This is a genomic window from Bartonella queenslandensis (assembly GCF_018155095.1).
GTDB classification, from domain to species: Bacteria; Pseudomonadota; Alphaproteobacteria; order Rhizobiales; family Rhizobiaceae; genus Bartonella; species Bartonella queenslandensis_B.
This window is the reverse complement of sequence record NZ_NAAI01000006.1, coordinates 91,753-104,548: the sequence shown is the minus strand read 5'-3', so window position 1 is coordinate 104,548 and position 12,796 is coordinate 91,753. Positions and strand designations below refer to the sequence as shown.

At 41.7% G+C, this 12,796-nt stretch carries 8 protein-coding genes; 7 read left to right on the top strand and 1 reads right to left on the bottom strand.

The features are described 5' to 3' along the window. Nucleotides 1–84: 84 nt before the first annotated feature. Nucleotides 85–1,443, top strand: coding sequence for a cell envelope integrity protein TolA (tolA, locus tag B5V81_RS05665; protein ID WP_212112541.1), 1,359 nt, complete (start codon nucleotides 85–87; stop codon nucleotides 1,441–1,443). 43 nt (nucleotides 1,444–1,486) lie between these two features. Beyond that, nucleotides 1,487–2,812: a Tol-Pal system beta propeller repeat protein TolB gene (gene tolB, locus B5V81_RS05660; RefSeq protein WP_439330053.1), complete on the top strand. Its 1,326-nt coding sequence runs from the start codon at nucleotides 1,487–1,489 to the stop codon at nucleotides 2,810–2,812. Between the two features lie 1,163 nt (nucleotides 2,813–3,975). Here the strand turns inward: tolB and B5V81_RS05655 are convergent. After that, nucleotides 3,976–4,722, bottom strand: a complete 747-nt coding sequence (locus B5V81_RS05655) for a YebC/PmpR family DNA-binding transcriptional regulator (RefSeq protein ID WP_005774608.1) — start codon at nucleotides 4,720–4,722, stop codon at nucleotides 3,976–3,978. A gap of 370 nt (nucleotides 4,723–5,092) precedes the next feature. On the opposite strand from B5V81_RS05655, the gene B5V81_RS05650 reads away from it, so the two are divergent. The 5 genes from B5V81_RS05650 (at nucleotide 5,093) to ftsH (ending at nucleotide 12,160) form a co-directional block, all read left to right on the top strand. Next, nucleotides 5,093–5,788: a DUF1013 domain-containing protein gene (locus B5V81_RS05650; protein ID WP_212112538.1), complete on the top strand. Its 696-nt coding sequence runs from the start codon at nucleotides 5,093–5,095 to the stop codon at nucleotides 5,786–5,788. 202 nt (nucleotides 5,789–5,990) lie between these two features. Further along, on the top strand, nucleotides 5,991–6,509 hold the full coding sequence (pal, locus tag B5V81_RS05645) for a peptidoglycan-associated lipoprotein Pal (protein ID WP_212112536.1): 519 nt from the start codon (nucleotides 5,991–5,993) through the stop codon (nucleotides 6,507–6,509). A gap of 53 nt (nucleotides 6,510–6,562) precedes the next feature. After that, nucleotides 6,563–8,371, top strand: coding sequence for a tol-pal system protein (locus B5V81_RS05640; RefSeq protein WP_212112533.1), 1,809 nt, complete (start codon nucleotides 6,563–6,565; stop codon nucleotides 8,369–8,371). A gap of 18 nt (nucleotides 8,372–8,389) precedes the next feature. Then, complete coding sequence (gene tilS / locus B5V81_RS05635) at nucleotides 8,390–9,877, top strand: tRNA lysidine(34) synthetase TilS (RefSeq protein WP_212112530.1); 1,488 nt, start codon at nucleotides 8,390–8,392, stop codon at nucleotides 9,875–9,877. A 114-nt stretch (nucleotides 9,878–9,991) separates the two neighbouring features. Beyond that, entirely contained in the window at nucleotides 9,992–12,160 is a 2,169-nt protein-coding gene (gene ftsH, locus B5V81_RS05630) for an ATP-dependent zinc metalloprotease FtsH (RefSeq protein ID WP_212112527.1), read from the top strand. Nucleotides 12,161–12,796: the final 636 nt, after the last annotated feature.

Sequence of the window (12,796 nt, the reverse complement as noted above, 5' to 3'; positions counted from 1 at the left end):
TTAAAGAGTTGTTTTTAAATTTTTTAAAAGAGTACAGTGTGATTAAAAATAAAAAAATACAAGGTATCAATTAAGGCATAAAGAATGAACAAAGACTCCTATCATAGCATGAAACGAGGCTTGGTTTTATCCCTTGTGGTCCATGTCATTTTTCTCAGTTGGGGAGCCGTTCAGTTTACAAACTTTGTCTCTTTGCCTCAACCATTAGAAGCAATTCCTATGACTCTTGCTCCTTTGATGGAAGAATTCTCCTCTCAACAAGGCGCTGTAAACGCGCCGCTTCGTGCAATCCCTGCCGTTAAACCAACAACTACCCCCCAAGAGAAAGAAGAGGCTCGCTATATTGGCGAGGGACAACGCGATAGTCTTGCACCTTTTCAACCAAAGGAAAAACCCCGAACCATTGAAACAACACCCTTGCCATCAAGCAATACGTCAGAAATATCCAAACTTACAGAACCAGTAGAAGCAAAAACAGAAGATGCGTCCAAGCTTGTGCCTGAGACGCTTTCAGAGACTTTGGAGGATATGTCCAAGCTTGTGCCTGAGACGCCTTCAGAGACTTTGGAGGATATGTCCAAGCTTGTGCCTGAGACGCCTTTGGAAGCACTGGAGGATGTGTCCAAGCTTGCGCCTGAGACGCCTTCAGAGACTTTGGAGGATGCGTCTAAGCTTGTGCCTGAGATGCCTTTAGAGGTGCTGGGGGATGCGTCTAAGTTTGCACCTGAGACGCCTTCAGAGGCTTTGGAGGATGCCGCCAAGCTTTCTCTTAAGTCTGCGCACAAAAATGAAGAGATGATATCGCCGAAAGAATTGGCTCCAACGGTACAAAAGGCACCAGCAGAGCAGGTTGTTCATCAAGCGCCCAAAATTGCACTTCCAGAAAAACCTCTTCTTCCACAGTTTAAACCAAAATTTGATGAAGAATTGCCAATGAAGAAAGAGGGGGATTTGAATCAAAAGACGTCAAAGCTTAACAAGAAAAATCAAGAAAAACAGACGATTGAAGATATTTTAGCCATGGAAGAAAATAATTTGCTCAATCGTGCGCGGTCACAGGGAGGGGGAGCAAAACGTTCTCATACACCAGAAGCTTTGGGGGCAAGAAAAAATATTAATGATACCACAAAAATGGCACAAACATTGGTCAGTATTGCGGGGGGATGCATTCAACAGAAGCTTAAACTTGTGGCGCTTGGTGGCGATTTAAAAAACCGTCCCGTCGTGCGGTTGCGGTTTTACTTAGACCGTGAAGGGATGGTTATGGGTGATCCTATCATTGATCCCGTAAGCGGTCTTGAGAGTCAACAAGTGATTATGATAAGGCAGGTATACGCTGCTGTCTTTTCGTGTCAACCTTATGAAGATCTTCCCCGTGATCAATATGACTTGTGGGGGCAAGGTTTTGACTTTAATGTTGATCCTCTCCGAGAAATAAGATGATAAATGAGAGACAATAAATTCGCTGAACGAAAGGACACATGCCATGATGACTATAACGAGACATAAAGTTTTTACGTGGTTTATAGTCACTTGCTGTTTGTGGCTTTCAAGTATTTCATCAGTTTATGCGCAGTTGAAAGGAACGATTTCGAGCGCTGACTTTGACCCTATTCCCATTGCAATTACAGACTTTATTTCAAATGATTCGATTGGATCTAAAATAACGGCTGTGGTAACAGCTGATCTTGAACGGTCAGGGCTTTTTGTACCACTTGATAAGGACAATTTTTTTGAAAAAATTTCTAATCCGAATAAACAACCCCATTTTGCTTCGTGGCAGAAGATAAAAGCGCAAGGTTTGGTGATGGGGCAAGTCATGAGAGAAATCGATGGACGTTTGAGGGTTGATTTTCGTTTATGGGATGTTTTTGGACAGCGGCAATTGAAAGGACGGCGTTTTTATACTGCGACAGAACGTTGGCGGCGTGTGGCCCATATGATTGCCGATGAGATCTACAGTGAGATGACAGGAGAAAGTGGTTATTTTGATACAAGAATTGTTTTTATCGATGAAACAGGACCTCAAAACGCACGTATTAAACGTTTGGCAATGATGGATCAAGATGGCGCAAATTTGATTTATATGTCTGATGGGAGTGAATTGGTGCTGACACCGCGTTTTTCACCCAAAAGACAAGAAATGACTTATATGGCCTATGAGGACAATCAAGTGCCTCATGTTTATCTCCAACAAATTGAAATGGGACAAAGAGAGTTGATTGGAACGTTTAATAACATGACAATTGCTCCGCGTTTTTCTTCTGATGGACAAAAGGTCATCATGAGTTTGTTACAAAATGATGGGAGTGCAAATCTTTACACCATGGATTTACGCACACGTACCATGACACGTCTTACAACAACTTCTGCTATTGATACATCTGCTTCTTATTCACCGGATGGAACACAAATCGTCTTTTCTTCAGATCGTAGCGGAAAGCCGCAAATCTATAAAATGAATGCGGATGGGAGTGATATTCAGCGTATTTCTTCAAATGAAGGGAGTTATTCAACACCTATTTGGTCACCACGTGGGGACTATATCGCTTTCACAAAACAATTAAATGGACAGTTTTCTATCGGTGTTATGCGTCCTGATGGACAAGGAGAACGAATTTTAACCACAGGATTTCACAATGAAGGACCAACTTGGGCTCCCAATGGTCGTGTGCTGATGTTCTTTCGTAAAAATCCTGGTATGGGACCCAAAATCTATACCATTGATATTACGGGACGCAATGAACGGCAACTCCCTACACCCAATGATGCTTCTGATCCAGCATGGTCTCCATTGCTCAATATACAATAAAAAATGCTTTAAAATAGAACGTAAAAAAATGCTTTAAAATAGAACGTAGAAGCAATGCAGTCTTAAGTCTACACAATTTCAATGGTTTTTAATCATTTCAAGCAAGGGATTTGTGATGGGGGACATGGGAGGTTCTATTGATTTCATCCATATCGGTTGTCGTTTGTCGATAATGCAATTTTCTTGGGAAAAATGCTGTTAAAAAAACATTCCTTGAAAAAATGCAGTTGTTTTGAGGTTTCTCGATGGCCTTTATTCTTCAAACGGTTGCTATAGGTATTTTTGACTTCCTTCCTGATCTGATTGGCGCAGAGTTCAGATCCTTGTTAAGCGCTTTGTCAAGTGGGTTTTCTCTACTGCTCCCCTGATGTATTTTCCTTAACTAAAGGAAACCCTGTGGGAAAGAGCCTTCTCTTAAGATTATGGATCACGTCTTTAAAAAATATTGAATATCTCCAAAAGTTTTTTGATGTTTCATAAAAGAGCAAGCCGGCATCATACAAATCCCTCATGTTGCAACAGCCCTATCGCCTTTGAGACAGTTCATAAGGGGCTATGTTCTCCTTTAAATTTTACGCTATACAGGCTTTTCTACTTCATGATGCGTAAGGAGATGATTTTGATTGATTCAACATACCCATAGATTTGGTACATAGATTTGAAATACGATATTTTACGATATCGAAGGAATTTCATTCACATTCAATAACACTGAACTCTCCTTATATAAATCGATGTGATGCGTATTGAGGGGGGAGGGTATTTTGTCTTCAGTTTCAAGTGAATCTTATGCATGATGATAGGAATGCGTCTAAAAAATCCACACTGTTTACAAACCAGATCGGGGCAAGATCTTCATCATTTGAGAAGGGTGGTGGAAAGGTTCATCTTAAAGAACAAAGAGAGAGGGGCTATAGGGAGCATGCTCAGAATATATTAAGAAAGGCGTGAGACGATAGAGTTTTGTACGCTTTTATCATCAAAATTGTTTAAGTGTTCAAAGGTATCTGCTTTATGCTTTTTTTATGCGGTTGATGATGGTTTTCTTGGGCTTTATAAATGATTAACCCCGCTCTTGATGCGGGGTTTTTATATTGTGAATAAAGGGCTGACAAATGCTTTTTCAATCCCCCGTAGATGAAAAGGGGGCTAAAAGGTGGAAATTATACGGACAATTTTGCCAAAATCTCATCGCTCACATCAAAATTAGCATAAACATTTTGTACATCATCATCTTCTTCTAATGTTGAAATCAGTCGTAAAACGGATAAAGCTTTTTCTTCATCAATTGGAGCAAGGGTGGTGGCTTTCCAAATTGTTTTAATCGATTCTGCTTCACCAAGTTTTGCTTCAAGTGTTTTTGAAACTTCACCAATATCTTCAAATGCGCAGGTAATGTGATGTCCTGTTTCTTCTGATTGTACATCTTCGGCACCAGCTTCAATTGCAGCATCCATGATATTATCTGCTGTTCCTGCTTCTGGCTTATAAATTATTTCACCAATCCGATTAAACATAAAACTTACAGAACCCGTTTCCCCAAGCGCTCCTCCTGATTTGGTGAAAGCAGCGCGTACGTTTGAAGCGGTGCGGTTGCGGTTGTCTGTTAAAGCTTCAACAATGACGGCAACACCGCCTGGTCCATAGCCCTCATAGCGGACTTCATCATAATTTTCAACATCGGTTCCTGAAGCTTTTTTAATCGCGCGTTCAATATTATCTTTCGGCATTGACTGTGCTTTGGCATTTTGGACCGCCAGCCTTAAACGTGGATTCATGGCGGGATCAGGAGCGCCTTGTTTTGCTGCTACGGTAATTTCGCGTGCAAGCTTAGAAAATATTTTCGAGCGCATTGCATCTTGACGCCCTTTACGATGCATAATATTTTTAAATTGTGAATGGCCTGCCATAGTCTTCTTTCCTGTTTGAGGGCTGTCCTTCCGGTTGGGTGCTTTGTTAGAATTTAAGGCGATAAAACACGCATCCCACCAAAAATAAATCCGCCACAGCATGAGGTGAAATAATCGAATAAATCCTTTATAAGAAAATTCATCTTAAAGGTAAAGATACCTTTGTTGAGGATCATTCCAAGAGAGATCTCTTGTCGTTGAGAAAAAATCACGCTATAACAGAGTTTAATCTCATGGCAAAATGGTTTTTTCCATGCCTCGCTTTATTTTAAGAGTGGGTAGAAAAAACGAATATATAATAAGAAGTTCCAGTGCTCTTGAGTGGGCGTAACCTGCCTCATAGAAGAGGCGCAAAAGAGGATTTATAAAAATGGCAACGCAACTTTTGATGCCCAAGGCGACAGCTGTTTGGTTGGTTGATAATACAGCTCTTTCTTTTGAGCAGATTGCAGAATTTTGTAAATTGCATGTCTTGGAAGTAAAAGCTATTGCCGATGGAGAGGCAGCTTATGGTATTAAAGGTCTTGATCCGATTAGTTCTGGGCAGTTGACGCGTAGTGAAATTGCACGGGTGGAGGCGGATCAAAACGCACGCTTGAAAATTTCTCAATCGAGGGTGCACATTCCTGAAAAAAAACGTAAAGGGGCACGCTATATCCCTCTTTCTCGGCGTCAAGATCGTCCCAATGGTATCTTATGGTTGGTCACCAACCATCCCGAATTGAAAGATGCACAAATTGCACGGTTGATTGGGACAACAAAAGCAACGATTGAACAAATTCGCTTGAGAACCCATTGGAATAGTGCAAATTTGTCTCCTCTTGATCCTGTAGGACTTGGCTTGTGTTCGCAAATCGATCTGGATTTTGAACTCCAGCGTGCCGCAAAAAATCGTCCTGTTGCTACAGAGGAAGATAGGTCATTGCTTCCCGCCTCTGTGACTGAAAACGCTGCTCTAGAGGAAAATGAGGGTGAAGAAAATCCACATAAGACTTTTGATGCTGATAAAGTTTTTGCAAAATTAAACGCGCTGCAAAAAAATCGTCAAGAGCAAGAGGATGCGTAAAAAAAACATGACGTATAAGGACAATATTGCTCAATTTCTCATGGAGAGGTGAGAGGAATAGATGGAGGGAAGAAATATTGGCAGAGACTGAAAATGATAACAAAAAAAACAGAAAAATTTCGTCTTCATTAGGAATTAATGGTTATTCTTAAAATATTCTAAGAATTGACCCTTCTTTACAAAACTTAAGGAGAAACGGACTATGCGCTCTACCAAGAATACCTTCTTTCATTCCTTAGCTATCCTCTTTTTTTTCTCACTGTGCTTGGGGGGGTGTGGCAAAAAAAATATCGGTGCACTTCATGGTATGCATGGTGCTTATATGAATGATGCTGGTTTGAATCAGGGACCAGGTTCAGGGCAGGAATTTACGGTTAATGTGGGGGATCGCGTGTTTTTTAGTCTCGATTCTTCTTCATTGGATGCAGAGGCTGAGCGTATTTTAACGCGCCAAGCAGAATGGTTGCTTCATTATCCTTATTATTCTATTATGATCGAAGGTCATGCTGATGAACGGGGAACGCGTGAATATAACTTGGCACTTGGACAGCGCCGTGCTGTTGCTGTGCGAAATTATTTGGTGTCTCTTGGTGTGTCTGAGCAACGGATTCAAACAATTTCTTACGGAAAAGAAAGACCTGTAGCGGTATGTGATGATATTTCCTGTTGGAATCAAAATCGACGTGCTGTGACAACGCTGGGTGACATGAACAATCGTTAAGAAAGCGAATGGTTTGTTTCAACCATTCAATGAGCTCTTAAGGGGAGAAAAGAATGTATCGTAAAATCAACTGGAAAACACTTTTTTATACGGCGGTTTTCATAGCTTGTTCTGCTTCATTTGCTGAAAGTGCGGCACGAAAGGCCTCTGAATATCCAGCACATGATACGGATAAAGTTGAAGCTGCTGATAAAGCTGCTACCGAAGGGGTAGAAAAAGCCACTGAGGCTGCCGATAAAGCATCTGATGCAATGAAGAAAGCTTCTGAGGCTGCTGATAAAGCCGCTACCGAAGGGGTAGAAAAAGCCACTGAGGCTGCCGATAAGGCATCTGATGCGGTGAAGAAAGCATCTGATGTTGCTGATAAAGCCGCTTCCAGTGCGATGGAAAAAGCTTCTGAGGCTGCTGATAAGGCATCTGATGCGGTGAAGAAAGCACCTGATGCTGTTGGTGAAGCTGCTTCCGGTGCGATGGAAAAAGCTTCTGAGGCTGCCGATAAGGCATCTGATGCGGTGAAGAAAGCATCTGATGTTGCTGATAAAGCCGCTTCCAGTGCGATGGAAAAAGCTTCTGAGGCTGCCGATAAGGCATCCGATGCGATGAAGAAAGCTTCTGATACTGTTGGTGAAGCTGTTTCTGGTGCGATGGAAAAAGCTTCTGAGGCTGCTGATAAGGCATCTGATGCGGTGAAGAAAGCACCTGATGCTGTTGGTGAAGCTGCTTCCGGTGCGATGGAAAAAGCTTCTGAGGCTGCCGATAAGGCATCTGATGCGATGAAGAAAGCATCTGATGTTGCTGATAAAGCTGCTTCCAGTGCGGTTGAAAAAGTTACTGAGGCTGCCGATAAGGCATCTGATGCGATGAAGAAAGCTTCTGAGGCTGTTGAGAAATCTGCTACCGAAGGGGTAGAAAAAGCCACTGTGGCTGGTGATAAGGCATCTGATGCGATGAAGAAAGCTTCTGAGGCTGTTGAGAAATCTGCTACCGAAGGGGTAGAAAAAGCCACTGTGGCTGGTGATAAGGCATCTGATGCGATGAAGAAAGCTTCTGATGTTGCTGATAAAGCTGCTACTGAAGGGGTAGAAAAGGCCACTGAGGCTGCTGATAAAGCATCTGATGTGATGAAGAAAGCTTCGGATGTTGCAGAGCATAAAGGGATTATTTTAGAGAATCAGCAGGCTTTATTTAAAGATTATGATTTAGATAAGCTTTTGCATAAAATACGGATGGTACTTGAGCATAACAATTTGCAAAATGTTAAAAAGCAGTTTCACCGACTTTTTGATAAAAAAGACTCTTCTGTTTATTCTTGTTCCATTGAAAATGCCGCGTTAGATGAAAAATCTCAGACTGTAAAAGAAGAGAGGGTGCAGGAGTTGAGCGCGGGTGATCAGACAAAGGTTGCTGATGTGAAAGACCATAATGTGGAGGAAACAGGGGATCATTTAGAAAAAGCACATGACGTAAACGCTCACAGTGAAGCACATCAGAGTGACATTCTTGCTGCTTCAAAAGCTTTGTATAAAGAAGGTTATGATTTTATTCGTTCTGCCAACTATGTTGATGCTGAAAAAAGTTTTTGTGTTTTTCAAAATCGTTACAAAAAAGATCCTTTGAGTGATGATGCTTTATTTTGGTTGGCTGAATCGTTGTTGGGACAAAAGCGCTATCATGAAGCAGCACAGATTTATCTTACCGCATGGTATGCCGATAAAAAAAAGCTCTATACCTCCGAAATTTTGCTGAAATTAGCGAGAAGTATGGTTGCTCTTGAGGCAAATAAAGAGGATTGTACTCTTTTTGCCAAAAACAAAAAACATCATCAAATGTTAGAGTCTGTGTTTTGTAAACCCGTAAAATAAGCAGCGAGGTTGTTTTGGGTGTGCGTTAGACTGGCAAGAGATCTCTTTAAAACATCGGATTTTATTCAGTGTCAGAAGGTGGTTCTTGCCGTCTCTGGGGGAAGTGATTCTTTAGCTTTGATGTTTTTGGTCAAAGAATATTTAGAAACTTTCTCTATTCCTCCGGAAATAATTGCGGTTACTGTTGATCATCAGCTGCGTAAAGAATCCGCGCGTGAAGCAGAAATTGTTGCGGAAATTTGTCGTGATTATCACATTAAACATATCACTGTGCGGTGGGAAGGCAAAAAACCAAAGACGCATCTTGCTTTTAGCGCTCGTATTGCACGCTATAATCTCTTGGTTCAGGAAGCGCAAAAACAGGGCGCCTCCCTTATTATGACGGGACATACACTCAATGATCAGGTTGAAACTTATCAAATGCGGTGTCAACGTCTCCAAAAGAGGAGGGGACCTTTGCATAGTGAAGTGGGTGGTATGCGCAGTGAGGGGCATGTGGGCGATTTTGCCGGTGCGTTGTACGGTGAAGTTGATGCTATACATGGCGAAGCTCATGCCAAAGAAACAAGAAAAAATATGACCGAAACAAGCGATGGGGTCCTCTATGAGCGTGGTTTATCCTGTATTCCGCGTGAGGCTTTGTTGCATAGAAAAATACGTTTGATTCGACCTCTCCTTGGGGTAAAACGCCAAACATTACGGAACTATTTACGCTTACAAGGAAAAACATGGATTAATGACCCAACTAATGAAGATCGCAATTTTGAACGTGTGCGTGTGCGCCAATCTCTTTCTTCACAAAAGCTTGCTGATCTTGCTCAAAAAATAAATAAAGCGGCATGGCAGCGTCGTCGACAAGCACAAAATATTGCCGATTTGATTTTAGCTCTGAATATTACTGTTCAATATGGACGTTGTTTTATCGAAAAACCTGCACCATTTTTACAGAAACATTCCTGTTTTCCTTTTGTTGTGGGGCTCTTTGCTGTGTTGATGGGAGGCGGATTTTATTTGCTTTCCAATCAAAAATTAAGCACCCTTGCTCAAAAACTCTGTCTCAACTCTCCAGAAAAGAAGCGTTTTACTTGTGCTGGCTGTGTTATTGAATATAATAAAAAGGGTATCGCTTTGTGGCGTGAAGGGCGAAATATGAAAGAAGCTCTTGTGGAGCCAGATGAAACTTTTATATGGGATGGGCGTTATCGCATTACAAATCATGAATCTGAGACTATAAAGGTTGGAGCAGCAAAGTTAGAACAGCTGAAATTTTTATTGCAAAACAGCAATTTCGATCTTGAAAAGCCTCATTTTCCCTCCTTACAATCACTGCTGATGATTTCAAATGATAAAGGGTATGATATTCCAGAGTTGATTTCTCAAGCAATTATTCATAAAAATGTTATTATCAAGCGGATTATGGCGCCTTTCGATTGGCTTTCCTCACGCGAGGATGCTGCACTGGTGAATGTTGTGGAACCTTTTTTTAATCTTGAGGTGAAAAGATAAAGAAAAATGACTCTAAAAGAGAATAAACCGCCTCTCATCTCTTGGCAAGGGGATGACAAGGTTATATGTTAAAAGGAACTGTTTGAAATATATATTTGATTAAGTGGGCTGAATATGAATTCCAATTACCGCTCTCTCCTCATTTGGGGAGTTATTGCTTTGATTTTGATTATATCGTTTTCTCTCTTTAATGGAGATAGTCAACGTTCTGGTGGTGGAGAACTCTCCTATTCTGAATTTTTGCAAAAAGTTGAGAATAATGAGGTGAAGTCGGTGACCATTCAAGGTCAAAAATTAACAGGACAAACTGTCGAACGTAGAACTATTTCAACTTTTGCACCACGTGATCCAGGTTTGATACAAAAATTGGAAAGCAAAAATGTGAATGTTAAAGCTATTCCTGAAAGCTCTGGAAATAGTATCTTCCTCAATCTTCTTTTTTCTTTGTTGCCTGTTATTATTATCGTTGGGGCGTGGGTCTTTTTTATGCGACAAATGCAAAATGGATCACGCGGTGCAATGGGATTTGGGAAGTCAAAAGCGAGATTGCTTAATGAAGCACAAGGACGTGTTACCTTTAAGGATGTTGCTGGCGTTGAAGAAGCAAAACAAGATCTCCAAGAAATTGTTGAATTTTTACGCGAACCACAAAAATTTCAACGCTTAGGGGGACGTATTCCCCGCGGTGTTTTGCTGGTTGGTCCTCCAGGAACCGGTAAAACTTTGTTAGCGCGCTCTGTTGCTGGTGAAGCCAATGTACCATTCTTTACCATTTCAGGGTCTGATTTTGTTGAAATGTTTGTAGGGGTGGGGGCGAGCCGTGTGCGTGATATGTTCGAACAGGCTAAAAAAAATGCACCTTGTATTATCTTTATCGATGAAATCGATGCTGTTGGACGCCATCGGGGGGCTGGACTTGGTGGTGGAAATGATGAACGCGAGCAGACTTTAAATCAGTTGCTTGTCGAAATGGATGGGTTTGAGCCCAATGAAAGTATTATTCTTATTGCTGCAACTAACCGGCCTGATGTGCTTGATCCTGCTTTATTGAGACCAGGGCGTTTCGATCGACAAGTTGTTGTGCCAAACCCTGATGTTTCTGGGCGTGAGCAAATCTTGAAAGTACATGTGCGCAATGTGCCTTTAGCCCCTAATGTTGACTTAAAGGTTTTGGCAAGGGGAACACCAGGATTTTCCGGTGCGGATTTGATGAATCTTGTCAATGAAGCTGCTCTTATGGCTGCGAGTCGTAATAAAAGAGTCGTGACAATGCAAGAATTCGAAGATGCAAAAGATAAGGTGATGATGGGGGCTGAACGTCGTTCAACCGCTATGACACAAGAGGAAAAAGAACTCACTGCTTATCACGAAGCAGGCCACGCTATCGTAGCTCTCAATGTGCCAGTTGCCGATCCTGTCCACAAAGCAACCATTGTTCCAAGGGGAAGGGCATTGGGAATGGTGATGCAATTGCCTGAAGGCGATCGCTATTCCATGAGTTATCGGTGGATGATTTCTCGTTTGGCTATCATGATGGGCGGACGTGTGGCTGAAGAATTGAAGTTTGGAAAGGAAAATATCACGTCGGGGGCTTCTTCTGATATTGAGCAAGCAACTAAATTAGCACGTGCGATGATCACACGGTGGGGATTTTCTGATCTGCTTGGAAATGTCGCTTATGGCGATAATCAAGATGAAGTCTTTTTAGGTCATTCTGTTGCGCGAACACAAAATGTTTCTGAAGAAACAGCGCGCATGATTGATATGGAAGTGCGTAAACTTATTGATGATGCCTATAAAAGTGCGACCAATATTTTGAAAACAAAAAGAAAAGAATGGTTTGCTTTAGCACAGGGCTTGTTGGAATATGAAACTTTAACAGGCGCTGAAATTAATGAGGTTATTGCAGGAAAGCCTCCTTCACGGACCCAGAAAGATGAGAGTGCTGCTCCGCGGACTTCTTCTGTTCCAAAAACGGGTACAGTGAAGGCAGGGGACTCTGTGGTTGATGAAAAAGACGCTAAAATAGCGCCTAAAAAAGTGTCCCATAAAGAAGAAACCGTTAAAGGTGAGGCAGGAAAAGCAGAGGAAGCTGTCGGGAATAAAACAGTAAAATCCAGTGGGACTCAATCCAAGAATGCTGAGTCTAAAAAAGCGCAATCTAGTGAAGCTGAGAAAAAGGCACAAGGTGCAAAAGGTACCACAAAATCAGTCAATCACTCTCAAAGTAAAAATAGTGCTGAAAAAAAGTCAAAACCTGCGGAATCTGATAAAGGAAAATAAGAACCTTTTAGTAATTCTTGAGTGACGATGTTTTGGAAAAAATTATAAATTTTTTGAGAAGGGCGCAAGCAAAGCTTGCGCCTTTGATGTAATATTTGTCAAAATATAGAAGCAAAAAATTAAGCAAAGCTGTTGTATTATAGCTATTATAGCAGCTTTAGCAGAGGACAAGGTGGTCTGTTACTTTGCGAATTATTTGTGCCAAGGGTGTGAGTTTAGGCGATGGGTTACCTTGCGGGTTTGTGCCAAGGGTGTGAGTTTAGGCGATGGGTTACCTTGCGGATTTGTGCTAAGGGGGTGAGGTTAGGCGATGGTTTGCCTTGCGGATTTGTGCTAAGGGGGTGAGGTTAGGTGATGGATTACCTTGCGGATTTGGCCAAGGGTGTGAGGTTAGGTGATGGGTTACCTTGCGGATTTGGCTAAGGGTGTGAGATTATCCTTTGGTTGTGTTCAAGGGATGTGTAAAGTCTTGTTAGGGAATGATATTACTTTATGTGTGAGATGTAGAAACATCATTGGTTGAGAGGGATTTAGATGTGTAGAGGGTGAATAGGATTTTTTATCATCTAAAAAGATGAGGGGCGAGTTCAATGGTCTCGTTTATATGGTGAGTATGGGTGAGGGGGCTATTGTACT